At 70.3% G+C, this 25,992-nt stretch carries 25 protein-coding genes and 1 other RNA gene; 14 read left to right on the top strand and 12 right to left on the bottom strand.

What is annotated here, in order from left to right; genetic code table 11:
- Positions 1–87: 87 nt before the first annotated feature.
- The 3 genes from PKE78_RS06235 to PKE78_RS06225 form a co-directional block, all read right to left on the bottom strand.
- Complete coding sequence (locus PKE78_RS06235; RefSeq protein ID WP_271199960.1) at positions 88–2,007, bottom strand: extracellular solute-binding protein; 1,920 nt, start codon at positions 2,005–2,007, stop codon at positions 88–90.
- Complete coding sequence (locus tag PKE78_RS06230) at positions 2,004–3,893, bottom strand: extracellular solute-binding protein (RefSeq protein ID WP_271199959.1); 1,890 nt, start codon at positions 3,891–3,893, stop codon at positions 2,004–2,006. The genes PKE78_RS06235 and PKE78_RS06230 overlap by 4 nt, the downstream gene beginning before the upstream one ends.
- Positions 3,894–4,087: 194 nt before the next feature.
- Positions 4,088–5,533, bottom strand: a complete 1,446-nt coding sequence (locus tag PKE78_RS06225) for a c-type cytochrome (protein ID WP_271199958.1) — start codon at positions 5,531–5,533, stop codon at positions 4,088–4,090.
- 221 nt (positions 5,534–5,754) lie between these two features.
- Between PKE78_RS06225 and PKE78_RS06220 the strand changes: the two genes are divergently transcribed.
- Together PKE78_RS06220 and PKE78_RS06215 are read left to right on the top strand one after the other, a co-directional pair.
- Positions 5,755–6,519: a 3-deoxy-manno-octulosonate cytidylyltransferase gene (locus PKE78_RS06220; protein WP_271199957.1), complete on the top strand. Its 765-nt coding sequence runs from the start codon at positions 5,755–5,757 to the stop codon at positions 6,517–6,519.
- Between the two features lie 4 nt (positions 6,520–6,523).
- Positions 6,524–7,420: a prephenate dehydratase gene (locus tag PKE78_RS06215; protein WP_271199956.1), complete on the top strand. Its 897-nt coding sequence runs from the start codon at positions 6,524–6,526 to the stop codon at positions 7,418–7,420.
- A gap of 3 nt (positions 7,421–7,423) precedes the next feature.
- Here PKE78_RS06215 and nudC read toward each other — a convergent pair whose 3' ends face one another.
- Positions 7,424–8,353, bottom strand: coding sequence for an NAD(+) diphosphatase (gene nudC / locus PKE78_RS06210; protein ID WP_271199955.1), 930 nt, complete (start codon positions 8,351–8,353; stop codon positions 7,424–7,426).
- Positions 8,354–8,428: 75 nt separating this feature from the next.
- On the opposite strand from nudC, the gene ffs reads away from it, so the two are divergent.
- From ffs to recR, 5 genes are all read left to right on the top strand, one after another.
- An RNA gene (gene ffs / locus PKE78_RS06205) (signal recognition particle sRNA small type) lies at positions 8,429–8,526 on the top strand.
- A 32-nt stretch (positions 8,527–8,558) separates the two neighbouring features.
- The gene (locus PKE78_RS06200; RefSeq protein ID WP_271199954.1) at positions 8,559–9,503 is read left to right on the top strand and encodes a DUF429 domain-containing protein; all 945 of its coding nucleotides are present in this window, start codon (positions 8,559–8,561) and stop codon (positions 9,501–9,503) included.
- Entirely contained in the window at positions 9,500–11,287 is a 1,788-nt protein-coding gene (locus PKE78_RS06195; RefSeq protein ID WP_271199953.1) for a DNA polymerase III subunit gamma/tau, read from the top strand. Before PKE78_RS06200 ends, PKE78_RS06195 begins: the two co-directional genes overlap by 4 nt.
- Before the next feature lie 18 nt (positions 11,288–11,305).
- Positions 11,306–11,626, top strand: a complete 321-nt coding sequence (locus tag PKE78_RS06190; RefSeq protein WP_271199952.1) for a YbaB/EbfC family nucleoid-associated protein — start codon at positions 11,306–11,308, stop codon at positions 11,624–11,626.
- Positions 11,627–11,825: 199 nt separating this feature from the next.
- On the top strand, positions 11,826–12,431 hold the full coding sequence (gene recR / locus PKE78_RS06185; protein ID WP_271199951.1) for a recombination mediator RecR: 606 nt from the start codon (positions 11,826–11,828) through the stop codon (positions 12,429–12,431).
- A 479-nt stretch (positions 12,432–12,910) separates the two neighbouring features.
- Here the strand turns inward: recR and PKE78_RS06180 are convergent, their stop codons facing one another.
- Positions 12,911–14,065: a DNA recombination protein RmuC gene (locus PKE78_RS06180; RefSeq protein WP_271199950.1), complete on the bottom strand. Its 1,155-nt coding sequence runs from the start codon at positions 14,063–14,065 to the stop codon at positions 12,911–12,913.
- A 130-nt stretch (positions 14,066–14,195) separates the two neighbouring features.
- On the opposite strand from PKE78_RS06180, the gene def reads away from it, so the two are divergent.
- Genes def through truA form a run of 3 tightly spaced genes read left to right on the top strand, consistent with a single transcriptional unit; the run spans position 14,196 to position 16,478 of the window.
- Entirely contained in the window at positions 14,196–14,759 is a 564-nt protein-coding gene (gene def, locus PKE78_RS06175; protein ID WP_271199949.1) for a peptide deformylase, read from the top strand.
- Positions 14,760–14,782: 23 nt separating this feature from the next.
- Positions 14,783–15,715, top strand: coding sequence for a methionyl-tRNA formyltransferase (gene fmt, locus PKE78_RS06170; protein WP_271199948.1), 933 nt, complete (start codon positions 14,783–14,785; stop codon positions 15,713–15,715).
- A gap of 19 nt (positions 15,716–15,734) precedes the next feature.
- Positions 15,735–16,478 (top strand): tRNA pseudouridine(38-40) synthase TruA, encoded by a 744-nt coding sequence (truA, locus tag PKE78_RS06165; protein WP_271199947.1) that lies wholly within the window; start codon positions 15,735–15,737, stop codon positions 16,476–16,478.
- 12 nt (positions 16,479–16,490) lie between these two features.
- Here truA and PKE78_RS06160 read toward each other — a convergent pair whose 3' ends face one another.
- Complete coding sequence (locus tag PKE78_RS06160; protein ID WP_271199946.1) at positions 16,491–17,030, bottom strand: hypothetical protein; 540 nt, start codon at positions 17,028–17,030, stop codon at positions 16,491–16,493.
- Positions 17,031–17,308: 278 nt separating this feature from the next.
- Here PKE78_RS06160 and PKE78_RS06155 point away from each other — a divergent pair, with 278 nt between their 5' ends.
- Positions 17,309–17,857 carry a sigma-70 family RNA polymerase sigma factor gene (locus PKE78_RS06155; protein ID WP_271200083.1) on the top strand — a complete coding sequence of 183 codons (549 nt, stop codon included), beginning with the start codon at positions 17,309–17,311 and terminating at the stop codon, positions 17,855–17,857.
- 55 nt (positions 17,858–17,912) lie between these two features.
- Positions 17,913–18,887, top strand: coding sequence for an NADPH:quinone oxidoreductase family protein (locus PKE78_RS06150; protein WP_271199945.1), 975 nt, complete (start codon positions 17,913–17,915; stop codon positions 18,885–18,887).
- A 21-nt stretch (positions 18,888–18,908) separates the two neighbouring features.
- Here the strand turns inward: PKE78_RS06150 and PKE78_RS06145 are convergent, their stop codons facing one another.
- Genes PKE78_RS06145 through PKE78_RS06135 form a run of 3 tightly spaced genes read right to left on the bottom strand, consistent with a single transcriptional unit; the run spans position 18,909 to position 19,915 of the window.
- A complete protein-coding gene (locus PKE78_RS06145) occupies positions 18,909–19,253 on the bottom strand; it encodes a YkvA family protein (RefSeq protein ID WP_271199944.1) in 345 nt (114 codons plus the stop codon).
- A gap of 54 nt (positions 19,254–19,307) precedes the next feature.
- Positions 19,308–19,730, bottom strand: coding sequence for a metallopeptidase family protein (locus tag PKE78_RS06140; RefSeq protein ID WP_271199943.1), 423 nt, complete (start codon positions 19,728–19,730; stop codon positions 19,308–19,310).
- Positions 19,727–19,915 (bottom strand): hypothetical protein, encoded by a 189-nt coding sequence (locus tag PKE78_RS06135; RefSeq protein WP_271199942.1) that lies wholly within the window; start codon positions 19,913–19,915, stop codon positions 19,727–19,729. The genes PKE78_RS06140 and PKE78_RS06135 overlap by 4 nt, the downstream gene beginning before the upstream one ends.
- A 181-nt stretch (positions 19,916–20,096) precedes the next feature.
- Between PKE78_RS06135 and PKE78_RS06130 the strand changes: the two genes are divergently transcribed.
- Together PKE78_RS06130 and PKE78_RS06125 are read left to right on the top strand one after the other, a co-directional pair.
- The gene (locus PKE78_RS06130) at positions 20,097–20,414 is read left to right on the top strand and encodes a hypothetical protein (protein WP_271199941.1); all 318 of its coding nucleotides are present in this window, start codon (positions 20,097–20,099) and stop codon (positions 20,412–20,414) included.
- A 214-nt stretch (positions 20,415–20,628) separates the two neighbouring features.
- Positions 20,629–20,931 carry a hypothetical protein gene (locus PKE78_RS06125; protein WP_271199940.1) on the top strand — a complete coding sequence of 101 codons (303 nt, stop codon included), beginning with the start codon at positions 20,629–20,631 and terminating at the stop codon, positions 20,929–20,931.
- Between the two features lie 66 nt (positions 20,932–20,997).
- Here PKE78_RS06125 and PKE78_RS06120 read toward each other — a convergent pair whose 3' ends face one another.
- The 3 genes from PKE78_RS06120 to secA all read right to left on the bottom strand — a co-directional run bounded on the left by PKE78_RS06120 (position 20,998) and on the right by secA (position 25,946).
- Positions 20,998–21,453: a GNAT family N-acetyltransferase gene (locus PKE78_RS06120; protein WP_271199939.1), complete on the bottom strand. Its 456-nt coding sequence runs from the start codon at positions 21,451–21,453 to the stop codon at positions 20,998–21,000.
- A gap of 57 nt (positions 21,454–21,510) precedes the next feature.
- Positions 21,511–22,920, bottom strand: coding sequence for a 3-isopropylmalate dehydratase large subunit (gene leuC, locus PKE78_RS06115; protein WP_271199938.1), 1,410 nt, complete (start codon positions 22,918–22,920; stop codon positions 21,511–21,513).
- A 308-nt stretch (positions 22,921–23,228) separates the two neighbouring features.
- Positions 23,229–25,946 carry a preprotein translocase subunit SecA gene (secA, locus tag PKE78_RS06110; RefSeq protein ID WP_271199937.1) on the bottom strand — a complete coding sequence of 906 codons (2,718 nt, stop codon included), beginning with the start codon at positions 25,944–25,946 and terminating at the stop codon, positions 23,229–23,231.
- Positions 25,947–25,992: the final 46 nt, after the last annotated feature.

Raw genomic sequence — 25,992 nt, 5'->3', positions numbered from 1 at the left:
CGGGTATCCACGACTTCAGGCTGCGCCCCACGTCGAAGGCGTGGACGCCCGGCTTCGCCGGGCGCGTCGCCTGTCCGAGTCGACCGCTCACGCCTTCACCCCCGCCTTCTCGGCCTTGTCCGCCTCCCACCACCACGTCTCCAGCGTGCCGCGGGTGAAGCGCGGCTTCTCCGGCGGGCGGCCGTAGGCGTCCCAGTAGGCGAGGGTGTGCGTGTCCTTGTACCAGGCCGGAACCCAGGTCCGGAGCGCGCGCAGCACGCGGTCGAGCGCGCGGGCGGCGACATGGAGCTCGTCCCGGCTCTTCGCGGCGATCATGGTCTCGATCAGAGAATCCACCGCCGGGTTGGCGACGCCGGAGAGGTTCTGCGAACCGGGCAGGTTCGCGGATTCGGACGAGTAGACCTGCCGCAGCCCTTCGCCCGGCGTCGGGCTCATCGACATGCGCCGGCTGACCACGTCGAAGTCGAAGCTGTTGGTGCGCTGCTGGAACTGGGCCGGGTCGACCTGCCGGATGGTCCCCTCGATCCCCAGCACCTTCAGGTTCTTGATGAAGGCGCTCAGGTGCGGCTCGAACGACGGCTCGAACTCCAGGAACTCGATCGTCAGCGCCTCGCCCGCGGCGTTGGTCGCGCGGCCGTTCTTCGTGGTCCAGCCGGCCTCGCGCAGCAACTTCGCGCCTTGGCGCAGCAGCGCGCGGTCCTGGCCCGAGCCGTCGGAGACCGGCGGCGTGAGCGGCTCGCCGAACGCCTCGTCCGGGATCTTGCCGCGGAACGGCTCCAGCAGAGCGAGCTCGGCGCCCTCGGCGACGCCCGTCGCCATCATCTCCGGCGCGCCCTGGAACACCGAGGCCGTGCGCTTGTAGGCGTCGAACATCAGGTTCTTGTTCATCCACTCGAAATCGAAGGCGAGCGTGATGGCGGCGCGGGTCCGCGGGTCCTGGAACTTCGCGCGGCGCAGGTTGAGCCATAGCCCCTGTGCGCCCGACGGCGTCAGGTCCGGCAGCGTCTCGCGCCGGACCTTGCCCTCGCGCACCGCGGGGAAGTCGTAGCCCGTGGCCCAGACGCGCGAGGTGAACTCCTCGCGGAACAGATAGGCCTTGCCCTTGAACGCCTCGAACGCGACGGCCCGGTCGCGGAAGAACTCGTAGCGGACGCGGTCGAAGTTGAACTGCCCGGCGTTGACGGGGAGGTCCTTCGCCCACCAGTCGGCGACACGCTCGAAGGTTATGTTGCGGCCGGGCTCGATGCGGCCGACCTTGTAGGGGCCGGAGCCGAGCGGCGGCTCCATTGTCGCGGCGTCGAAATCGCGGGTCGCGTACCAGGCCTTGGAGAAGATCGGCAGGCCGGCGAGCGTCAGCGGCAGGTCACGGGTGCGCTTCGGCGAGAGCCGCAGCACCACGACGCCTTCGCCCTCGACCTCGACGCCCTCGAGGTCGCGGATCTGCTGCGCGATCAGCGGGTGGCCCTTGGCCTTCAGCGTCTCGAACGACCACTTCACATCCTCGGCGGTGAGCCGCGAGCCGTCGTGGAAGCGCGCTTCGGGCCGAAGCCGGAACCGGAAGGCGAGCCCGTCGCCCGACACCGCGACCGATTGCGCCACGAGGCCGTAGAGCGCGTCCGGCTCGTCATAGGCGCGCGCCATCAGCGTGTCGAAGACGAGCTCCATGCCGGCGGCGCCGTCGCCCTTCAGGATGTACGCGTTGAGCGTGTTGAAGGTGGTGAAGTTCTGGTTCAGCGCGATCGTGGACGGCGTCTGGGAGTAGGAGCCGCCCTTGGGCGCGTCGACGCGCACATAGTCGAACGTCTTGAAGTCGGGGCCGTATTTCAGCTCCCCGAACGCCGACAGGCCGTGGCGCTCGGGCCCGAAGGCCTGCGGGTCGCCCTCGGCCGCCGCGGGCGCCGCCGGCGCGCCTTCGGTCTCCGCGCGGGCCGCCGCCGGGAACAGGCCGAACGCGGCGGCCGCGCCGGCGTAGGCGAGCGCGCCCCGCCGCGAGACGCCCTCGCTCACGAACGGCCCCCGGTCGCCTTCGCCTTCTCGGCGTCCCACCACCACAGGGTCGGGAACAGCGCGCCGCGCGGCGGCAGGTTGTCGGGGCGGGAGAAGCGGTTCCAGCGCGCGGTGCGGTCCTCGACGGAGGTGAACTGCGGCACGACGAAGTTGTGCGCCAGCAGCACGCGGTCGAGCGCCCGGGTCGCGGCGGTCAGCTCGTCGCGGTCCTTGGCGTAGACGATCTTCTCGATCAGAGCGTCGACGCCGGCGTCCTTGATGCCGACGACGTTCTGCGAACCGGGCCGGTCCGCGGCGTCGGAGCCCCAGTATTCGCGCTGTTCGTTGCCGGGCGAGAGCGACTGCCCCCAGCCCATGGTGATGACGTCGAAGTCGCGGGAGCGGATGCGGTTGATATACTGGCTGTCGTCGAGCAGGCGCTGCCGCACCTCGACGCCGAGCCGCTCCAGCGCCGGCGCGTAGAAGCTGAGGATGCGCTCCGCGCTTGGGTCGCCGTAGATGAACTCGACCGTCATGCGCTCGCCGGTCTTGGCGTTGACGAGCCGGCGGTCCTTGACCTCCCAGCCGGCCTCCCGCAGCAGCCGCACCGCCTCGCGCAGATTGGCGCGCGCCTGCTCCGGCGAGCCGCCGACCGGGTTCTTGTATTCGGTGGTGAAGACCTCGGCCGGAACCTTGTCCCGGACGCTTTCGAGGATCTCGAGCTCCTTGCCCTCGGGCAGCCCCTTCGACGCAAGCTCGGTGCCGTGGAAGTAGCTGTCGATCCGGACGTAGCTCCCGAACATGATGGTCTTGTTGATCTCCTCGAAGTCGAAGGCGAGGTTGAACGCCCTGCGCACCCGAGGGTCTTTGAACTTGTCGCGCCGCGTGTTGAAGGCGTAGCCCTGCATGCGGCCGGACTGGGTGTCCTTGAAGGTCTCCAGGATCACACGCTTCTCGTCCGCCGCCGGGAATTTGTAGGCGGTCGCCCAGTTCTTGGCGCTGTTCTCCTCGCGCCAGTCGTACTGGCCGCCCTTGAACGCCTCGACCAGCACGGTCGTGTCGCGGAAGTAATCGAAGCGCAGCTCGTCGAAATTGTTCACGCCCTTGCGGACGGGGAGGTCCTTGCCCCAGTAGTCCGGCACGCGCTCGTAGGAGATCCAGCGGCCGGGGGCCATGTCCTTGACCCGGTAAGGTCCGGACCCGACCGGCTTCTCCAGCGTGCCTTCCTCGATGTTGCGCTTGCGCCCCTGCGCGTCCGTCCCTTCCCACCACGCCTTCGGCAGGATCTGGAGCTGGCCCATGATCTGCGGCAGCTCGCGGTTGCCGGGCCCGGCGAAGGTGAAGGTGACCTCGCGCTCGCCGGTCTCCTCGGCCTTGGTCACGTCCTTGTAGTAGAACGACATCATCGGGTTGATGCGCTTCAGCGTCTCGAACGACCAGATGACGTCGGCGACGGTGATCGGCGAGCCGTCGTGGAACTTCGCTTCGGGCCGCAGCCGGAACGTCACCGACGACCAGTCGGCGGGGTGGCGCACGCTCTCCGCGATCAGGCCGTACTCTGTCGCCGGCTCGTCATAGGAGCCGGTCATCAGCGCGTCGTAGATCAGCGTCGAGCCCGCCGCCGGATTGCCCTTGCGGATGAAACCGTTGAGGCTGTCGAAGGTGCCGATGGTCGCGAGCCGCGCCGCGCCGCCCTTGGGCGCGTCCGGGTTGACGTAGTCGAAATGCTTGAAGTCCGGGGGATATTTCACGTCGCCGAACAGCGACAGGCCGTGCTTCCACTGGTTCGCGTCCGGGGCCTTGATCTCCGCGGCGGCCGGGGGCGTCGACGGCGTCTCCTGCGCGAGGGCGGGGGATGCGAAAGCGAGCGCGAAGGCGGCGATGGCGGCGGAGAGGCGTAGCGGCATGGGCGGCTGGAGACCTTTCGGACGGCGGCGCAGGGCGGTCGGCATTATGTCGCGAAACATGGCGCGTTCCAGACGAGGAGACAGCCTGACGCGAACGTGACGCCGAAGCCAAGCCCCGAGCGTGGGCCGGACACGAAAAAGGCCGGGCTTGCGGCCCGGCCTCGATCGTCGCGCCCGTCAGGCCGCGGCCGGGATCACTTGCCCGGAAGCGGCGCCGGGTTGTCCGAGTTCTTGTTGAGATAGGCGATGATGTTCGCCCGCTCCTGCGGATCCTCGACCTCAAGGATCATCATCGTGCCGGGAGCGTATTCCTCGGTGTTGGTCAGCCACTTGTCGAGCTGCTCGAAGTCCCAGGGACCCGGCTTCGCCTTCAGCTCGTCGGAGTACTCGAAGCCCTCCTGATGGCCGTGCTTGAGGCCGACGATGCCGTAAAGGTTCGGACCGGCGCCGGCGGGCTCGCCCTTCTTGAAGGTGTGGCAGACGCCGCATTTCTCGCCGACGACCGTCTCGCCGACGGCCGGGTCGGCGGAGGCGAGCCGCTCGGCGATCGGCGAAGCGGCGGGCGCCGCCGGGGCGTCGGCCTTCTTCTCCTCGGCCGGAGCCGCAGGGGCGGCCGGAGCCTCGGCCTTCTTCTCTTCCGCCGGAGCGGCGGGGGCGGCCGGGGCCGCCGCGGGAGCAGCCGGCGCCGCGGCGCCGAGCTCGAGCGGCTTGTCGGAGTTCTTGTTCAGCCAGCCGATCAGGTTGGCGCGCTCTTCCGGGTTCTTGATGCCGGCGAAGGCCATCGAGGTGCCGGGAATGTAGCCCTTCGGGTTCTCGAGCCACTTGTTCATGGCGTCGATGTCCCAGGTCTTGTCGGCCGTGCCCTTCATCGCCGCGGAGTAGCCGAAGCCTTCCTGGTGCGCGTGCTTCAGGCCGATGATGCCGTAGAGGTTCGGGCCGGCCTTGGCCGCGCCGCCCTTGTCAAAGGAATGACAGGCGCCGCACTTCTTGGAGGCCTGCTCGCCCTTCTTGAGGTCGGCCGCGGCGACCTTCGCGGTGAAGTCGTCGCCGCCGCCTCCGCCGCCGGCCGCAGCCGCGGGAGCCGCCGCGCCGCCGGCGGGGGCCGCCGGCACGTCGAGCGGCTTGTCGGAGTTCTTGTTGAGATAGGTGATGAGGTTGGCGCGCTCTTCCGGATTCTTGATGCCGGCGAAGGCCATCGAGGTGCCGGAGATGTAGCCCTTCGGGTTCTCGAGCCACTTGTCCATGGACTCGAAGTCCCAGGTCTTGTCGGACGTGCCCTTCATCGCGGCGGAGTAGCCGAAGCCTTCCTGGTGCGCGTGCTTCAGGCCGATGATGCCGTAGAGGTTCGGGCCGGCCTTGGCCGCGCCGCCCTTGTCGAAGGAATGGCAGGCGCCGCACTTCTTGGCTGCCTGCTCGCCCTTGGTCGCGTCGCCCTTGGCGAGCAGGGCCAGCACGCCCGCGCCTTCGCCGCCCGCCGCCGGAGCCGGCCCGCCGCCGGGCTGCTGCTCGGCGATCTCGTAGCCCGGTTTCTCGGGCTCGTGCGACTTGAAGACCTCTGTCGAGATGGCTTTGACGCCCAGCACGACAGTCAGCGTGCCGAGCACCGCGCCGGCGATCTTGTTGAGCTCGAAGGCGTCCATGTCCTCTCCGAATTCCCCCTTGGGCGGCGCGACGATAATTGGCCGAATTCCAGAACTCCACGCCAAGGCGCGGACGTCGCTAAGCGTTTCCTTTTTATGGCGCGCGGACGCTAGCCGTTTTTGCCGAACGTTCGCAACTCGGCTATCACCCCCTGCGCCTAAATACCGCCGCTTGGACGCGGCGGCCTTCCCGCCTTCCGACGAACCCGCGGACCGTCTCGATGCCCACCGTCCGATCCCCACTGCGCCCGCTGGTGCTCATCCCGGCGCGCCTCGCCGCGACCCGGCTGCCGCGCAAGCCGCTGGCCGACATCCATGGCGAACCGATGATTCTCCATGTCTGGCGGCGGGCGATGGAGGCGGGAGTGGGCCCCGTGGTGGTGGCGACGGATTCGGGCGAGGTCGCCGAGATCGTCGCGGGCGCCGGCGGACAGGCGATCCTGACCCGCGCGGACCATCCTTCGGGCTCGGATCGGATTTACGAGGCGCTGCAGACGCTTGATCCCGATCAGGACTTCAACGTCATCGTGAACGTCCAGGGCGATCTGCCGACGGTCGAGGCGACGGTGGTGCGCGCGGCGCTCGCGCCGCTGCAGGACCCGGAGGTCGACATCGCGACGCTGGTCGCCGAGATCACGCGCGAGGAGGAGCGGACCTCGCCGGACGCGGTCAAGATGGTGGGCGCGGAGATCGCGCCCGGCCGCTTCCGCTGCCTCTATTTCACCCGCGCCACCGCGCCGCACGGGACCGGTCCGCTTCACCATCACATCGGGCTCTACGCCTATCGTCGTGCGGCGTTGGAGCGCTTCGTCAAGCTGCCGCCGTCGCCGCTCGAGCGGCGCGAGCGGCTCGAACAGCTTCGCGCTCTGGAGGCCGGCATGCGAATCGATGCGGTCAAGGTCGACACGGTTCCGCTCGGCGTCGACACGCCCGAGGATCTGGAACGGGCGCGTCAGATGCTGATCTACGTGGCCGAGGGGGCCTGAGCGGATGTCCGAAACCCAGCCTGGCCCACGCGTCATCGCCTATCAGGGCGAGCCGGGCGCCAATTCCCACATGGCCTGCGACGCGGCCTATCCCGGATGGGAGGCGCTGGCCTGCCCGAGCTTCGAGGACGCGCTCGACGCCGTCGCCTCCGGGCGGGCGGAGCTCGGGATGATCCCGATCGAGAACTCGGCCAACGGCCGGGTCGCCGACATCCACCACCTGCTGCCCTCGGCGAAGCTGCACATCGTCGGCGAGCTCTTCATGCCGATCCACCACCAGCTCATGGCGGTGAAGGGCGCGACGCTCGACACGATCCGCTCGGCGCAGAGCCACGTGCAGGCGCTCGGCCAGTGCCGCGCGACGCTGCGCAAGCTCGGCCTGACGCCGCTGATCGGCGCCGACACCGCCGGCTCCGCCCGCGAGATCCGCGACGCCGGCGACGTTTCGCGCGCCGCGATCGCCTCCGAGCTCGCGGCGAAGGAGTACGGGCTCGAAATCCTCGCCCGCGACATCGAGGATTTCCCCAACAACACGACGCGCTTCGTGGTGCTCTCGGCGCGGAAGGCCTGGGCGCCGGCGAATCGCGGGCTCACCGTCACCACCTTCGTGTTCAAGGTGCGCAACATTCCGGCCGCGCTCTACAAGGCGCTCGGCGGGTTCGCGACCAACGGCGTCAACATGACGAAGCTCGAGAGCTACCAGCTCGACGGCGCCTTCGTCGCCACCCAGTTCTATGCCGACGTCGAGGGCCATCCGAAGGACCCGGGGCTGAAGCGCGCGCTCGACGAATTGCGGTTCTTCTCGTCGGAGTTCGCGATCCTCGGCGTCTATCCCGCGCACGCCTTCCGGGTCTCGGCCCGCGCGCTCGAGGCGCAGGCCGCGATGCAGTCGCGTCCTTGAGCGTCAGCCGGCGACGAACGCGCGCAGCAGGTGATGCGCGATCGCGGCGGGGGGCGGCGCGGTCAGGCCTTCCGGGTGGTCGCCCGCCAGCATCCGCCGCGCGTCCTCGCGGCTGAACCAGCGCGCGTCCTCGAGCTCCTCGAGGTCGGGATCTAGCGCGTCGTCGAGCGCCTCGCCGACCATCCCGACCATGAGCTGCGACGGGAACGGCCAGGGCTGCGAGAAGGCGTAGGCCACGCGCCCGACCCGCACCCCGGCCTCCTCGAAGGTCTCGCGCCGGACCGCGTCCTCCAGCGTCTCGCCGGGCTCCACAAAGCCCGCGAGGCAGGACCACATGCCGGGCCGGAACCGCGCCTGCCGCCCGAGCAGGCAGCGCCCGCCATGGGTCACCAGCATGATCGCGACGGGATCGGTGCGGGGGAAGTGGACCGCGCCGCAGGCCGGGCAGACACGCCGCCAGCCGCCGCCGGCCATGACGCTCGGGGCGCCGCAGTTGGCGCAGAAGCCGTTGCGGGCGTGCCAGCGCAGCATGCTCTTGGCGTAGCCGGCGAGCGCGAGCGCGGAGCCCGCGAGCCGTCCGTCGCTCGCGACCGCGCGCAGGTCCTCGACCGCGACGCCCGGCGGAAGCGACGCCTCCACGTCTGCGTCGAGTTCGGCGGCGAAGCGGGGGACGTCGCCGTCGAGCCCGAGAAACACAGGCTGAGCGGGTGCGCCGAACGCGACCGCCGCCGCCCGGTCGAACAGCGGATCGAGAGCGCCGCCCTTTTCGGAGAGCACGGCGCGCTCGCCCAGAAACAGCGCGAACCGCGCCCGCGGGTCGGCCGCCACGCGGTCGAGGAAGCCCGGCCGGTCCCGCCGCTCGCCGCAGCGGTCGAGCGCGAGCCCGGCGTAGCCGAGATCTGCGAGGTCGGGCGCAGGAAGGGCGTCTGTCATCGGGGTTTCGCCACAGGATCGGTCTCGGCGCGGGCGCCCTTGCAAGGCGCCCCGTCGGCGGTCCATATAGCGCACGGGAGGTTGGCGATGGGCGTGTTCCTCGCCAACCGGGTCAGGTCCGAAAGGAAGCAGCCCCAACGAGACCGATACGGGTCGTCGTCCGACCTCCCACCTTATCCCTGAGAATCCGGCGGAGCCGTTCGCGATGGCGACGAAGGTCGGCGTTCTCATCCACGCGGACTGGAGCGCCAAGAGCGCCGGTCGGTGGGCCGCTTTTTCGGAAGCCGATGGGGAAAGCTACGTCGTCAGTCGGCTGGCTCCGTTCGATCTCGGACCGGAACAGCTCCTGTCCCTCTCCCAAAACCGAAGCGTCCTGGCCGGATTCGATTTTCCGATCGGGATTCCCCGCTTCTACGCCGAAAAACTCGGCGTCTCCGACTTCAGGTCGTTTCTCAGTCTGCTTGGCGAACCTGAGTTCGAGCAGATTCGCCATCCGGCGGGTCGCTCAGCGGACATCAGCGTCCACAGACCCTTCTATCCCGCAGGCGTTCAGGGCGTCACGCGCACGGCGCTCGTCCAGGGGCACGGGCTTGAATCCTTCGACGCGCTGCGTCGCCGCTGCGAGCAAAAGGCCGATGGGCATCCAGCTGCGACACCTCTGTTTTTCACGCTGGGCGGCGCGCAGGTCGGCCGCGGAGCCGTGCGCGGCTGGATCGAACTGCTGGCGCCGCTGAGCCTGCGCCCGAACGTGCGCTTCTGGCCGTTCGACGGCCCTTTGGCCGAGCTCGTCGCATCGCCGGGGCTGACCATCGCCGAGACCTATCCGGCGGACGCGCGCCGGTTTCTCGGCGTCGGACCGCGAACCGGCTTCAGTAAGACGTCGCCTGCCGATAGGATCAGGGTCGGCGCAGCTCTGATAGAAGCCGCAACGGCGTATGGCGTTCGCTTCACGGACGACATCACGGATCAGATCAGGAATGGGTTTGGCGATGATCGTTTCGGCAGCGACAGGTTCGACGCGGTGGTCGGTCTGATCGGCATGGCGGCCGTGCTGCGCGGCCAGCACGCCGAAGGACCGGCTATCGTATCGCCCGTCGAAGGATGGATATTGGGCCGGGTCCCGTCGCGCGGCTCGGACAGCGTCGCATGACGACCCCCGCGCCCTACCGCGTCCTTGCCCGAAAGTACCGGCCGCAGCGCTTCGAGGACCTGATCGGCCAGGACCCGATGGTGCGCACGCTGCGCAACGCCTTCGCCTCCGGCCGGATCGCGCAGGCGTGGATCCTCACGGGCGTGCGCGGCGTCGGCAAGACCACCACCGCCCGCATCCTCGCCCGCGCGCTGAACTACGAGACCGCCGACGGGCAGGGCGGCCCGACCGTCGATCTGGCGATCCCCGGCGTCCATTGCGAGGCGATCATGGAGTCGCGCCACGTGGACGTGGTGGAGATGGACGCCGCCTCCCACACCGGCGTCAACGACGTCCGCCAGATCCTGGAGACCGTGCACTACGCGCCGGTGATGGCGCGCTACAAGGTCTTCATCATCGACGAAGTGCACATGCTCTCCACGAGCGCCTTCAACGCGTTCCTCAAGACGCTGGAGGAGCCGCCGCCGCATGTGAAGTTCGTGTTCGCCACAACCGAAATCCGCAAGGTGCCGGTGACGGTGCTGTCGCGCTGCCAGTCGTTCTCGCTGCGCCGCGTCGCCGCCGACGAGCTCTCCGCGCATCTGAAGCGCGTCTGCGACGCCGAAAGCGTGACGATCGAGGACGAGGCGCTCGCCGTGGTCGCCCGCGCGGCGGAAGGCTCGGTGCGCGACGCGCTGTCGCTGCTCGATCAGGCGATCGCCCACGGCCAGGGCGACGTGCGGGCGGAGGCCGTGCGCGGCATGCTCGGCCTCGCCGACCGGGCCGGCGTGCTCGACCTGTTCGAGGCGGTGATGCGCGGCGACGTCGGGGCGGCGCTCGACGGCTTCCGCAACGCCTATGATTCCGGGGCCGACCCGGTCGCGGTGCTGACCGACCTCGCCGAGACCGTCCACCTCGTCACGCGCATCAAGCTCGCGCCCAAGGCGGCCGACGACCCGACGCTCAGCGAATCCGAGCGGTTGCGCGGAAAAGCCTTCGCCGAGGGCGTCTCCATGCGCGTGCTGACCCGCGCCTGGCAGATGCTGCTGAAAGGCGTCGCCGAGGTGCAGGTCGCGCCGAAGCCGGCGCAGGCCGCCGACATGGTGCTGGTTCGCCTCGCCCACGCCGCCGACCTGCCGACGCCGGACGAGGCGCTGAGGGCGCTTGAGGGCGTCGAGCCGTCGCCCCCGCGCGGCGGTCCGCCGCCGTCCGGGCCTTCGGGCGGACCGCGCGGACCGGAGGCGATGGCCCCCGCGCGGCTCGGCCCCGCGACGGCCATGGCGCGCGCGCCCGAGGCCGCGCAGGCCCCACCGCGCATGGAGGCGGTCCCCGTCGCGGTGGCCCGGTCCGAACAGGCGCCGCTGGTGCGGCTGTCGCGGTTCGAGGATCTGGTCGCGATCGCCGCGAAGAACCGCGACATCCTCATGCAGGGCTGGCTGGAGCGGCAGGTGCGCGTCGTCCGCTTCGACGAGGGCGTGCTGGAGTTCCAGCCGACGGAGGACGCCGCGCCCGATCTCGCCGGAGCCATCGGCAAGCGGCTCCTGGACTGGACCGGCCAGCGCTGGATGGTCGCGGTCGCGGCCGGCGAGGGCGCGCCGACCATCCACGAGACCCGCGAGGCCGCGGCCGCGGCCCGGCTCGAAGGCGTTCAGGCCCACCCCCATGTGCGCGCTATCCTCGACCGGATGCCGGGCGCGGTGATCGTCGACGTGCGCGAGCGGCAGGCCGCGCCGGAGGAGGCCGCGCTTGACGCCGCGGCGGTCGACGCCCTACCTGCGGCCGAAGACGAAACCGACGATTTCTGAACCTTCGAGGAGGCCGCGTTGCGCGACATCATGGGCATGATGGCGAAGGCCAAGGAGCTCCAGCAGAAGATGCAGGAGGCGCAAGGGGAGCTCGACCAGGTCACGGTCGAGGGCGCCTCCGGCGGCGGGCTGGTCGCCGTGACGCTGTCCGCCAAGGGCGACCTGCGCGGCCTGAAGATCGACCCCTCGCTGCTGAAGCCCGAGGATGTCGAGATCCTTGAGGACCTGATCGTCGCGGCCCACGCCGACGCCCGCACGAAGGCCGAGGCTGCGGTGCAGGAGAAGATGCAGGGCCTGACCGCCGGCCTGCCGATCCCGCCCGGCATGAAGCTGTTCTGAGGCTGGGGCGTCATCCCGGCCAAGCGGCGCCGCCGCGCCGAGCCGGGATCGTCATCCGAACCACGCAAGACCGCTCGCAAGGGGGCTTGGCGGTCCGCCGGCGAACGTGCAGGCGATCCCGGCTCTCCGCTGCGCTCCGGCCGGGATGACGCGCTGCGCCGCCCGCGACGGCGCGGCTTCCTCCCGTTAAGGTGCAAACATGTCCCGCAATCCCGCCGGCCCCGAGATCGAGCGCCTGATCCAGCTTCTTGCGAAGCTGCCGGGGCTCGGGCCGCGTTCGGCGCGGCGGGCGGCGCTGCACCTGCTCACGCGCAAGGATCGGCTGCTGGAGCCGCTTTCGGAGGCGATGCGGATCGCCTGCGAGCGGGTGGCGGAATGCTCGGTCTGCGGCAATGTCGACACGCAGGACCCCTGCGCCGTCTGCCGCGACCCGCGCCGGGACCCCTCGCTGATCGTGGTGGTGGAGGACGTCTCCGACCTGTGGGCGCTGGAGCGGGCGGGCGCCATCGCCGCACGCTACCACGTGCTCGGGGGCACGCTGTCCGCGCTCGACGGCCGCGGGCCGGAGGACCTCAACCTCGCGACGCTAGCCGACCGCGCGCGCGACCCGGAGGTCAAAGAGGTCATCCTCGCGGTGAACGCCACCGTCGAGGGCCAGACCACCGCGCACTACGTCACGGACCTGCTCGCCGACTGCGACGTGAAGGTCACGCGCCTCGCGCACGGCGTGCCCGTCGGCGGCGAGCTCGACTATCTCGACGACGGCACGCTCGCGGCGGCGATCCGAAGCCGCACGACGTTCTGAGCGCAGGCGCGCGGCCGGTAGAGCTTCGTCGTCACCCCCGGGCTTGACCCGGGGGTCCATCGGGCGCGGACGCGCCCGGAACGATGGATGCCCGGGTCAAGCCCGGGCATGACGGCTAATGTCGTTTCGGCGCAGGACGTTGCGAGGGGCGTCGGGCCTCGTCGGACGAGATCGGCGTCATGCCCGGCGAAGCCGGGTATCCACGACTTTGGTCAGCGCCCTACGCCCAAGTCGTGGATACCGGCGCGACAAGCGCGGGCATGATGGCGGGCTTCCCGGTCCACGTCTGCGCGGCGGAGAGCCAGGATCGTCATATGCAAACGGTCTCGTCATGGTCCGGCTTGACCGGACCATCCATGTCGGACGTCGAGCGCTGCGTTGGAGATGGGTCCTCCGGTCGAGCCGGAGGACGACGCGGCGCTTGTCTACGCGGCCTGATCCCGGATCGGCCTCCAGCCGTCAGGGATGACGGGCGATCATCACTCCGCCGCGTCGCGCTTGAGCGGGTTCGGCAGCGCCTGCGGCTCGGCGGGGAGGCCGAGCTCCATCTGTTCGAGCCGCGCGCCGCGGCGGGCGATCTTCTCCGCCGAGATCGAAATCTGGTCGAGGTCGCCGACCGCCTGGCCGAAATGGACCTTCAGCTTGTCCACGCGCTCGCCGACCCGGCGGACGTCGTCGATGAGGCGGCCGACCTCGGCCTGCAGCAGATGCGCCTGCTCGCGCATGGCGGCGTCGCGGGTCAGGCCCTGCACCACCTGCACGGCCAGCATCAGCAGCGAGGGCGACACGATCAGCACCCGGGCCCGGTGGGCGCGCGCGACCACGTCGTCGAACCGCTCGGCGAGCTCGGCGTGGATCTGCTCGGACGGCACGAACAGCAGCGCCACGTCCTGGGTCTCGCCGGCGACGAGATATTTTTCGGCGACGTCCGAGACGTGGCGGCCGACGTCGGCGCGCACCCGCGCCTCCGCCGCCTTGGTCTGCTCCGGCGTTTCGGCGATGCGCAGCCGCTCGAAGCCCTCCAGCGGGAACTTGGCGTCGACGGCGAGGCCGCGGCCGTCGCCCGGCAGCCGGATCAGCGCGTCCGGCCGCACGCCGGTCGAGAGCCGCGCCTGGAAGGCGTAAGCCGCGGGCGGCAGGGCGTCCCGCAGGATCGCCTCCATGCGGCCCTGCCCGAAGGCGCCGCGCGCGGGCTTGTTGGCGAGGATGCTCTTCAGGTCCGTCACCTGGCTCGCGAGCGCGCCGATCTGCGCGCCGGCGGCGTCGATCACCGCGAGCCGGGCCTCGAGCTTCGAAAGCTGCTCGGCGGTCGCCTGCCCGTTCGCGGCGAGCCCGTCGCCGACCCGCGCGCCGACGGCGTCGAGCCGCTCCGCCACGCCGCGGGCGAGGTCGGCCTGCCGGGCGCCGAGCGCGGAGGCGAAGGCCTGCAGCCTGCCGGCCGCCTCGGCCTGCATGCGTTCGAGCGCCGCCAGCCGGATCGCGGCCTCGCGCGCGTCGCGGCGGCGCGAGCCGGAGGCGCGCGCGACCGCGACCAGCGTCAGCAGCAGCGCGCCGAGCAGCGCCGCGCCGAGACCGGCGAGCGTTTCGCCGAGCGAGACGGCGTGGTCGCCGACGAAGAACAGGGGATCGGTCATGGATTTTACGCGACTGGGGAGGATGAGACGGAGCAGTCTTTGGAACAAATAATGAACACATTGACCTTTGCATCACAAGGGCTTATCCGCGGACGTCCGTCGCCCCACGCATCAGCACGCGCATTCAGCCATGGCCGCCGCCCCGCTCGTCTATCTCCCGGATTCGAAGCTCCGCCTCGTCAGCGCGCCGGTCGAGCGCGTCGACGACGAGGTGCGCGCGCTCGTCGCCACCATGTTCGAGACCATGTACGAGGCGGCCGGCATCGGCCTCGCGGCGATCCAGATCGGCGTCGCCCGCCGCGTCGTGACCATCGATCTCGCCGGCAAGGACGAGGAGCCGCAGCCGCTCGCCCTCATCAACCCTGAGATCGTGAAGGCGTCGGACGAGACGCAGCTTTACGACGAGGGTTGCCTGTCGATCCCGGACTATTACGAGGAGGTCGAGCGGCCGGCGCGCGTGACGGTGCGCTACCTCGACGGTGACGGGGCGCAGCAGGAGCTGGAGGCCGACGGCCTGCTCGCGGTCTGCATCCAGCACGAGATCGACCATCTGAACGGCGTGCTGTTCATCGACCACATCTCGCGGCTGAAGCGCGACCGCGTGGTCAAGAAGTTCGAGAAGGCGCGCGCCATCGGCGAGCTGCCGAGCTTCCCCAAGCGCGAGCGCCGCGCGCCGGAGCCGGTCGAGGCCTGAGCGGCCCCGGCCGCCGTCTTCCCATGCCTTTGCGCCTCGTCTTCATGGGCACGCCGGACTTCGCGGCGCCGGTGCTGTCGGAGCTGGTGGGGCAGGGCCATGACGTCGCGGCCGTCTACACCCGCGCGCCGAAGCCCGCGGGCCGCGGCATGGAGCTGCGCAAGAGCCCGGTGCACGCGCTCGCCGACCGTTTCGCGATCCCCGTCCTGACGCCGAAGTCGTTCCGCGATCCGGAGACGATCGCGGCCTTCGCGGCGCACGACGCCGACGCGGCGATCGTGGTCGCCTACGGGCTGATCCTGCCGAAGGCGGCGCTCGACGCGCCCGAGCTCGGCTGCCTCAACCTCCACGCCTCGCTGCTGCCCCGCTGGCGCGGCGCCGCCCCGATCCAGCGGGCGATCATGGCCGGCGACGCCGAGACCGGCGTGATGGTGATGCGGATGGAGGAGGGGCTCGACACCGGGCCTGTCGCCATGGCCGAACGCGTCGCGATCGGGCCGGACGAGACCGCGGGCGAGCTTCACGACCGGCTGTCGACGCTGGGCGCCGACCTCATGGGGCGCGCGGCGGCGGCGCTCGCGCGCGGCGGGCTGACCTTCCGGCCGCAGAGCGAGGACGGCGTCGTCTACGCCGCCAAGATCGAGAAGGCCGAATCGCGGATCGACTGGGGGCGACCTGCGCGAAGCCTGCACGACCACATCCGCGGGCTATCCCCGTTCCCCGGCGCCTGGTTCGAGTTCGAAGGCCCTCGCGGACCGGAGCGGGTGAAGGTCCTGCGCTCGGCCCTCGCCGACGGCGCAGGCGCCGTCGGCGAACTGCTCGACGACCGCCTGACCGTCGCCTGCGGCGAGGGCGCGCTCCGCCTCGTCACCCTGCAGCGCGCCGGCAAGGGGCCGGTCGACGCCGCCGCGTTCCTGAACGGCGCCCGGCTTGCGCGCGGGGACCGGCTGTCGTGACGACGGCCGGCTGACGCCCATGCCGCGCTACCGCTTGCTGATCGAATATGACGGCGCGCCCTTCTCGGGGTGGCAGCGCCAGATCAACGGCCTGTCCGTGCAGGGCGCGCTGGAGGCCGCGTTCCTCGGGTTCTGCGGCGAGGCCGTGGCCGTGAAGGGCGCCGGCCGCACCGACGCCGGGGTGCATGCGAGCGGGCAGGTCGCCCATGTGGATCTTTCGCGCGCGTGGCGGCCGGACACGGTGCGCGACGCGGTCAACGCGCATCTCAGGCCTCAGCCGATCGCGGTGCTCGACGCGGCCCCGGCGCCGGACGATTTCGACGCCCGGTTCTCGGCGACGCGGCGGCACTACGTCTACCGGCTGGTCGACCGCAGGCCGCCGCTCGCGCTCGATCTCGGCCGCGCCTGGCGCATCCCGCGCCCGCTCGACGTGGGCGCCATGGACGCCGCGGCCAAGCGCCTGCTCGGCCGGCACGACTTCACCACCTTCCGCTCGGCCGAGTGCCAGGCGAACAGCCCCTTGCGCACGCTCGACCGGCTGGACGTGACGCGCGAGGACGGCGGCGTCGTGGTGCGCACCAACGCGCGCTCGTTCCTGCACAATCAGGTGCGCTCGATGGTGGGCTCGCTCGTCGAGGTCGGGATCGGGCGCTGGAGCGCCGACGATCTCGCGTCGGCGCTCGCGCGCGCCGACCGCGCCGCCTGCGGCCCGGTCGCGCCGCCCGACGGCCTCACGCTGGCGCAGGTCGACTATCCCGGCTGAGGCGCGTCGCTCTCAGCGGCACTCGCGGTCGATGCGCTCGATCGCGGCGGTGACGCCGGAGACCGAATAGGTGTCGGTGGTGACGTTGCCGCGCAGCGAGGTCGACTTCATCGTCATGTTGCGGCGGGCGCCCTTCAGCGCGGCGATGAACTTGGTCTCCTCCTCGGCCGACTGCATGAAGGCGCCGTCGGCGCGCGGGTAGAGCGTGAACTCGGTTCCGCCGATGTCGATCTCGACCTTGCTGTCGGGCTTGGCGGTGAAGCCGATCACGACGCTGATCTCGTTGCGGACGTTCTCCCGCGGCCGGTTCGAGATGAAGAAATAGGCCGGGTCGCGGTTCAGCCCGTTCGGCCGGCGCGAGGTCGGCTGCGCCAGCGCGTAGCAGATCTTGCCGCCCTTGCCCGGCGCCGAGTAGGCGTTCCAGGCGCTGTACTTCCCGAGCTCGACGGGCTGCGCCGGCGGCGCGGCCTGCGCCAGGGCGGACGGACCGCCGATCGACGAAAGCATGAGGCCGACGGCGAAGACCGTTGCGGTGCGGGGGCTGAAACTCATGGTGGGCGTCGCTTTCACATTACGGGCCGCCGGTGAGGGCGGCGCAGTCTCCATGGCCGGGCCGGTGCGCGTTCCGCGCGCTTGAGGTCGCCCGCCGCATGAACCTACGGCAAAAGTTTAGAAAATTTGACCATTTCGCCGACCCACGCGGCTTTGCATCTTCAGGGATTGGTGAGTAGTGGAAAACGGCGCTATCGTCTCGCCGACGCCGGCGTCTCGCCCGGCCCATCGTTCAGGTGTCCCGACAGGTGAACACGCATCCCGGCCTCGCTGCGAGAATGGCGGATCTGGTCGAGCGCGTGGCGCAGTCGCAGGATCGCGAGGCGTTCGCGGAGCTGTTCGACCATTACGCGCCGCGGCTGTCGGCCTATCTGCAGCGGCTCGGCGCCGACCCGGCCGTGGCCGAGGAGGTGGCGCAGGACGCGATGGTCGCGCTGTGGCGCAAGGCCGGGCTGTTCGACCGGCAGAAGTCCTCCGTCGGCACGTGGCTCTACCGCATCGCGCGCAACCGCCGGATCGATCTGATGCGCCGCGCGCGCGGCCAGACCGTGGACCTCGAGGACGCCGTCTCGCCGATCGACGACGCGCCGCAGCCGGACGCCGCCCTCGACGCCAGCGAGCGCGAAGGCTTCGTGCGCCGAGCCATGGCGAGCCTGCCGCCGGAGCAGTTCAACCTCGTGCGGCTGGCGTTCTTCGAAGGTCGCTCGCACAGCGAGATCGCGGAGTCCGAAGGCCTGCCGCTCGGCACCGTGAAGTCGCGCATCCGGCTCGCGTTCAGCCGGCTGAGGCGGCGGCTCGAGACCGACGGCCTCGTCGACGCGAACTGACCGCGCCGGACGCCCCGGCCCAACCCGCTCGCAATCCTCCCAGGACCGATCCCCCATGCTGGCCGTGCTGTGCGTCGACCTCGCCGGACCCGAGTCGCTCGTTCTTTCGGAGCTGCCCGATCCCGTCGCGGGGCCTGGCGAGGTGGTGGTCGACGTCGCTTACGCCGCGCTGAACTTCTTCGACACGCTGATCACGCGCGGGCGCTACCAGACCAAGCCTGCGCTGCCGTTCTCGCCCGGCGGCGAGATGTCGGGGGTGGTGGCGGAGGTCGGGCCCGGCGTGGAGGGGCTCGCGGTCGGAGACCGGGTCGCGGGCTATCTGGGCTACGGGGCGTGCCGCGAGAAGGTCGCGGTCGCGGCCGAGGCGCTGACGCTGGTGCCCGACGAGCTCGGCCTCGACAAGGCGGCGGGGCTCATCATCACCTACGGCACCACACTGCACGCGCTCGCCGACCGCGGCGCGCTGAAGCGGGGCGAGACGCTCGCGGTGCTCGGCGCGAGCGGCGGCGTCGGGCTCGCGGCGGTCGAGATCGGCAAGCTGCTCGGCGCGCGGGTGATCGCCTGCGCCTCGTCCGCCGACAAGCTCGCCTTCGCGCGGGAGCGCGGGGCGGACGAGGGTGTGGACTATTCGACGGAAGACCTGAAGCTTCGGCTGAAGGAGCTGACCGGCGGGCGCGGCGTGGACGTGGTCTACGATCCCGTCGGCGGCGACGCGACCGAGGCTTCGGTGCGCGCGCTCGCCTGGCGCGGACGCCATCTGGTGATCGGCTTCGCGGCCGGCGACATCCCCAAACTGCCGCTCAACCTGCCGATGCTGAAGGGCGCGGACGTGCGCGGCGTGTTCTGGAGCGCGCACGCCGAGCGCGAACCGGCCGCGCACAGGGCCGAGCTCGCCCGCCTGTTCGGCTGGGCGGCGGACGGCGACATTTCCGCCCATGTGGACGCCGTGCTGCCGATGGCGGAGACGGCCGAGGCGATCGGCCGGATCGCCCGCCGGGAGGCCAAGGGCAAGATTCTCGTTCAGCCCTGAGCGCCGATCGCGGCGGAGGCGTCAGGAGGGGTCCGCGATGCCTTCTTCGGCGAGCGTCCGGCGCGCGGCGTCGCGGTGGCGGTCGGTCATATGCAGTCGCACGCTGGCGATCGCGGCGGCCAGGACGCTGGCGTCGTCGGCGAATCCGACGAGCGGCAGGAAGTCGGGCGCCATGTCGAACGGGAGCACGAAGTACGCCAGGGCGCCGATCAGGGTGGCGCGCACATGCGTAGGCGTTTCGCGGTCGAGCGCGCAATAGTAGGCGGCGATCGCGTCCTCCGCGAACGGGATCGAGCGCGCGACGCGCTTCAGCTTGGGCCAGAATTCGCGCGACACGCGCGTTTCGTCCTGTGCGGTGTGCGTCACCGGGCTACTCCCTTTCAACAGCCTCAGGCAAGTTGGCGACGCCGTCGCCGGGGATCAAGCCTCGGCGGCTTCGGCGCCAGCCTCGATCGCCTCCATATCCTCGTCGGACAGGCCGAAATGATGGCCGATCTCATGGATCAGCACGTGGGTCACGATCGCCCCCAGCGTCTCGTCGTGCTCCGCCCAGTAATCGAGGATCGGGCGCCGGTAGAGATGCACGACGTTCGGCATCTGGCCGGTGCGGGACATCTCCTCGCCCTGCGCGAGGCCGACGCCCGTAAACAGGCCGAGCAGATCGAACTCGGTTTCGGCCTCGAGCTCGCGCAGCACGTCCTCGGTCGGGAAGTCGTCGATCCGCAGCACGACGCCCTTGGCGAGCGCGCGGAACGCCTCGGGAAGGCGCGCATAGGCCTGCTCGGCCAGACGCTCGAACTCCGCGAGATCGGGCGCGGCCAAGGTCGCCCAGTCGACGCTCACGAGGCGCCCCCCTGAGCGGCGAAGTCCGCAAGCGCCCAGGCGATCAGCCCGATCGAGGCGAGGATCGCGAGCCCGCGCCCGAAACGTCGCGCCCAAAGCTCGGTCCGATCTTCGGGTTCGGACGAGCCGACGGTCTGGCGCGCCGAGCCGCCAAGAAGATCGTCCGCGGCCGACAGTCGAGCCATCTCCCGTCTCTGTTCGTCTTTCGTCATTTCTTGCGCTCCGGGCGGAACGGACTCCGCTCACAGTTGTTTTATCGGCACAGGACCCGCGGCTTCGCCGCGATGGTTCGGACGAATGAAACACAGAAACGAGATGCGCCGTTCGAGCGCAACGACGGACTGCGCCCCAAACGGAGAAAACGACGTGAAGAACATCATCCTGTCGACCGCCCTCGCCGCCGGTCTCGGCGCCCTCGCTTTCGCTCCGGCCTCCGCCGCGCCGATCGGCGCCCGCGGGACGATCGCCGTGTCGCCGGCGGTCACCGACGTCGCCTGCCGGACGGTCGAGAAGCGCGTGACGCGCAACGGCATGACGAGGATCACGCGCCAGCAGGAATGCACCCGGGATCGCGACCGTTACGAGCGGCGCGTCTACCGCGACGACCGCCGCCGCTACGTCGATCGCCGCGAGTATCGCCGTTACGACGACCGGCCTGGCCTCAACATCCGGATCGGCAACTGATCCTTAACCAACAGACCGCCACCTCAAGGCGTCCGGACCGCAAGGTTCGGGCGCCTTCTCATGTCCGATGCCGTGATTTCGGCCAGGACCGAGGGATGAACCGCTTGTGAATGGCGGCCTAAGCGCCGGTTCACCGTCGACGCGCCATCCTCGCAAGCATAGACGGCCGCGCGTCGCTCGGCCCGCCTCGGGAAACGACTTGGAGAACAGGACGATGAAGACCCTTCTGCTTTCGACGGGCCTCGCTTTTGGCCTTGGCGTGTTCGCGCTGGCTCCGGCCTCTGCGGCGCCGGTGGTGAAATCGACCGTCGTGACCACGGGCGTCGTGAGCGACAGCGCCTGCCGCATGGTCGAGAAGCGCGTGCGCCGCAACGGCGTCGTGCGCATCACCCGCACCCGCGAATGCACCCGCCCGCGCGTCGTCGAGCGTCGCGTGTACCGCGACAACCGTCGCTACGCGCCGCGTCCGTACTACCGCCCCGATCCGCGTCCGGGCATCTCGATCCGCGTCAACTGAACGACGCGTCTGACCTGAGCTGAAACGAAGGCGGCGGACCCCAGGGTCCGCCGCCTTTTCGTTTTCTCACCAGGCGACCGAGCGGTCGATGCGGACCACGAAGTTGCGCCAGGGCGCGGGCTCCGCAACGCGTTCGTAGAGCGGGATCGCCGCGCTTCCCTCCGGAACCATCCAGCGCAGATGGACCCAGTCGCGCGCCGCGCCGGCCGCGGCGATGTGCGCGATCAGGGCGGCGGCCACGCCGCGCCCGCGGGCCGAAGGCCGCACGTAAAGATCGTCGAGCTGGCCGGCGCGGCGCGCGCTGATCGCCTCAGGCAGGTCGTAATAGAGCCCGAAGCCGGCCAGTTCGCCGTCGAGCTCGGCGCCTGCGATCTCGACCACGCGGTCGCGCAGCAGACGGCCCACATAGGCCTCGTCGATCGCCGCGGCCGGCCCGTGCATCAGCGCGGCCGAGTATTCGGCGACGAGCGGCGTCAGCCACGGGACGTCGGCCTCGCCGAGGCGGACGATGCGCAGGGTCATGCGGGACGTGTCCTTACGCCGAGAGCGGGGCCGCGGCGGGCGCGGCCCCGAGGCGCCTCAGCGCCAGTCGCGGATGTCGACGAAGCGACCGGCGATCGCCGCCGCCGCCGCCATCGCCGGCGACACCAGATGGGTGCGGCCGCGGAAGCCCTGACGGCCTTCGAAGTTGCGGTTCGAGGTCGAGGCGCAGCGCTCCTCGGGCTTCAGCTTGTCCGGGTTCATGGCGAGGCACATGGAGCAGCCCGGCTCCCGCCAGTCGAAGCCGGCCGCCTTGAAGATGCGGTCCAGGCCCTCGGCCTCGGCCTGCTCCTTCACGAGGCCGGAGCCCGGAACCACCATGGCGCTGACATTGGCGTTGACGGTCTTGCCGGCGACCATCTTGGCGGCCTGCCGCAGGTCCTCGATGCGCCCGTTGGTGCAGGAGCCGATGAACACGCGGTCGAGCGCGATGTCGGTGATCTTCTGGCCGGCGGTCAGGCCCATATAGGCGAGCGCGCGCTTGATCGCGGCGCGCTTGCCCTCGTCGGAGGCAGCGTCCGGGTCCGGAACGAGCCCGGTGACGGAGACCACGTCCTGCGGGCTCGTGCCCCAGGAGACGATCGGCGGCAGGTTGGCGGCGTCGAGCCGGACCTCGCGGTCGAAATGCGCGCCCTCGTCGGAGACCAGCGTGTCCCAGTAGCGCCGCGCGGCGTCCCAGGCGTCGCCCTTCGGCGCGCGCTTGCGGTCCTTGACGTAGGCGTAGGTGGTCTCGTCCGGCGCGATCATGCCGGCGCGGGCGCCGCCCTCGATCGACATGTTGCAGACCGTCATGCGGCCTTCCATCGACAGCGCGCGGATCGCCTCGCCGGCGTACTCCATCACGTAGCCGGTGCCGCCCGCGGTGCCGATCTCGCCGATGATCGCGAGGATCACGTCCTTGGCGCCCACGCCGTGCGGCAGCGCGCCGTCGACGGTGATGCGCATGTTCTTGGCTTTGGTCTGGATCAGCGTCTGGGTCGCGAGCACGTGCTCGACCTCGGACGTGCCGATGCCGTGCGCCAGCGCCCCGAAGGCGCCGTGCGTCGAGGTGTGGCTGTCGCCGCAGACGATGGTGGCGCCGGGCAAGGTGAAGCCTTGTTCGGGGCCGACGATGTGGACGACGCCCTGACGCTTGTCGAACTCGTCATAGTACTCGATGCCGAACTCGCGCGTGTTCTCGGCGAGCGCCGCGATCTGCGCCGCCGACTCCGGGTCGGGGTTCGGCAGGTTGCGGTCGGAGGTCGGCACGTTGTGATCGACCACGGCCAGCGTCTTGTGCGGGGCGCGGACCTTGCGGCCGGTGGCGCGCAGGCCCTCGAACGCCTGCGGGCTCGTCACCTCATGGACGAGGTGGCGGTCGATGTAGAGCAGGACGGAGCCGTCGGGCTGGCGGTCGACGACGTGGTCGTCGAAGATCTTGTCGTACAGGGTCTTGGGAGCGGCGGACATGATGCGCCTCTGGGCCTTGGTATGCGGAACGGACGGATGCGGCGCGCCGGCTCGCGGCGCGGTCGGGATCAGCGGCGAAGTCGCGTGCTGATCGCCGACAGACGCGCATGGAACCGCGACGGCAGGCGCACATGGTCGGCAAGACCCGCGAAGGTCTCCGTCGTCCGCGCCTCGATCCGCTGTCCGCGCCTGCTCATGGGCCGAGATATGGTCCAACTTGGAACGAGTTGCAAATGCCGCCGGAGCCTATGCGCTCCGACGTTTCCGCAGGGTTACGAACTCGCGCCTCCGAAGACGCGGGGACGCGCTCAGGCCAGCCGGCCGTGGCAGTGCTTGAATTTCTTGCCCGAGCCGCAGGGGCAGGGGGCGTTGCGGCCGACGGCGCTCCAGGTGGTCGGGTCGTTCGGGTTCACGCCGGCCGGCCAGGCTCCGTTCTCCTCGACCGCCGCGTATTGCGGCTCGGCGAAGGCGAACTCGTTCTCGCCGGTCTGCGGATCCTGGTGGATCGCGTGCATCTCCGGCAGGCCCTCGTCGGCGAGCGGCGGCGGCGACTGCACCAGCTCGACCCGCATCAGCTGGCCCGTGACCGCCTCGCGCAGCTTCGCCAGCATGGCCTCGAACAGCTCGAACGCCTCGGACTTGTACTCGTTGAGCGGATCGCGCTGGGCGTAGCCGCGCAGGCCGATCACCTGGCGCAGGTGGTCGAGCGTCGCGAGGTGCTCGCGCCAGAGATGGTCGAGCGTCTGCAGCAGCACCGCCTTCTCGATCTGGCCGGTGATGTCCGGCCCGAACCGCTCGGCGCGCTCCGCCGCGGCGGCGTCGGCCGCCCTGGTGATGCGCTCGCGGATCTCCTCGTCGGCGATGCCTTCCTCGGCCGCCCAGGCGACGATCGGCAGGTCGAGGTTCAGGACCTCGCGGACCTCCTCCTCGAGCTCCTTCGAGCTCCACTGCTCAGGGTAGGCATTCTCGGGGATGTGCTTCGAGACGATGTCGTCGATCACGTCGTGGCGCATCTCGGCGATCGGCGCGGAGATCGACTCCGCGGCGAGGAATTCGAGCCGCTGCTCGAACACCGCCTTGCGCTGGTCGTTCATGACGTTGTCGTACTTGAGCAGGTTCTTGCGCACGTCGAAGTTGCGCGCCTCGACCTTCTTCTGCGCCTTCTCCAGCGCCTTGTTCACCCAGGGGTGGACGATCGCCTCGCCGTCCTCGATGCCGAGCTTCTGCAGCATGCCGTCGATGCGCTGCGAGCCGAAAATGCGCATCAGGTCGTCTTCGAGCGACAGGAAGAAGTGGCTGCGGCCGGGGTCGCCCTGGCGGCCGGAGCGGCCGCGGAGCTGGTTGTCGATGCGGCGGCTTTCGTGCCGCTCGGTGCCGACCACGAACAGGCCGCCGGCGGCCTTGGCGATCTCTTTCTTGGCGGCGATGTCGGCCTTGATCTCGTCGATCCGGGCGTCGCGCTCCGGCCCGTCCTCGACTCCGTCGAGCTCGCGCTCGGTGCGCATCTCGAGGTTGCCGCCGAGCTGGATGTCGGTGCCGCGGCCCGCCATGTTGGTGGCGATCGTCACAGCCCCGGGCACGCCGGCCTGCGCGACGATGTAGGCCTCCTGCTCATGGTAGCGGGCGTTCAGCACCTGGTGCTCGATCTTCGCCTTCTTGAGCGCCTCGGACAGCGTCTCGGACTTCTCGATCGAGGTGGTGCCCACGAGGATCGGCTGGCCGCGCTCCTTGCAGTCGCGGATCAGCTCGATGATCGCCTTCTCTTTCTCGCGGTTGGTCCGGTAGACCTCGTCGTCGTCGTCCTTGCGGGCGACGGGAAGGTTCGTCGGCATCTCGACCACTTCGAGGCCGTAGATGTCGAGCAGCTCCTCCGCTTCGGTCATTGCGGTGCCGGTCATGCCGGAGAGCTTGTGGTACATGCGGAAGTAGTTCTGGAAGGTGATCGAGGCGAGCGTCTGGTTCTCGGGCTGGATCTTCGCGCCTTCCTTGGCCTCAAGCGCCTGGTGCAGGCCTTCGGAGAAGCGCCGGCCCGGCATCATGCGGCCGGTGAACTCGTCGATGATGACGACCTCGTCGCCGCGGACGATGTAGTCCTTGTCCTTCTGGAACAGCTTGTGCGCGCGCAGCGCCTGCGTGACGTGGTGGACGACCGTGACGTTCTCGACGTCGTAGAGGTTGCCGCCCTTCAGCATCCCGGCCTCTTCGAGCATGCGCTCGATGTGCTCGTTGCCGGCCTCGGTCAGGGTCGCGGTGCGCTGCTTCTCGTCGACCTCGTAGTCCTCGGGGACGAGCCGCGGGATGAACGCGTCGAGCGCGACATAGAGGTCCGAACGGTCCTCCATCGGGCCGGAGATGATCAGCGGCGTGCGCGCCTCGTCGACCAGGATCGAGTCGACCTCGTCGATGATGGCGTAGGCATGCCCGCGCTGCACCATCGCGCGCACGTCGTACTTCATGTTGTCGCGCAGGTAGTCGAAGCCGAGCTCGTTGTTGGTGGCGTAGGTGATGTCGCAGGCGTAGGCCTCGCGGCGCTCGTCGTCGTCGAGCCCATGCACGATCACGCCGACCGACAGGCCGAGGAAGCCGTGCACGCGTCCCATCCAGCCGCTGTCGCGCTGGGCGAGGTAGTCGTTGACGGTGACGACGTGGACGCCCTGGCCGGAGAGCGCGTTGAGGTAGGCCGCAAGCGTCGAGACCAGCGTCTTGCCCTCGCCGGTCTTCATCTCCGCGATGCGACCCTCGTGCAGCGTCATGCCGCCCATCAGCTGGACGTCGAAATGGCGCTGGCCGAGCACACGCTTCGCCGCTTCGCGCACCACCGCGAAAGCGGGGACGAGCAGGTCGTCGAGCGTCTTGCCGGCGGCGAGCTGGTCGCGGAACTCCGAGGTCTTGGCGCGGAGCTGCTCGTCGGTGAGCGCCGAGATTTCAGGCTCCAGCGCGTTGATCGCGGCCACGCGGGGGCGCAGCGCCTTTACGCGGCGCTCGTTGGATGAGCCGAAGAGGCGTCGGGCGAGACCGCCGAACATGGGCGAACCTTTCTCGAGTGGCGCGGAACGCGCATCGGGGGATCGG

This window comes from Methylopila turkensis, assembly GCF_027922325.1.
GTDB lineage: Bacteria > Pseudomonadota > Alphaproteobacteria > Rhizobiales > Methylopilaceae > Methylopila > Methylopila turkensis.
This window is presented reverse-complemented; position numbering and strand designations above follow the sequence as displayed.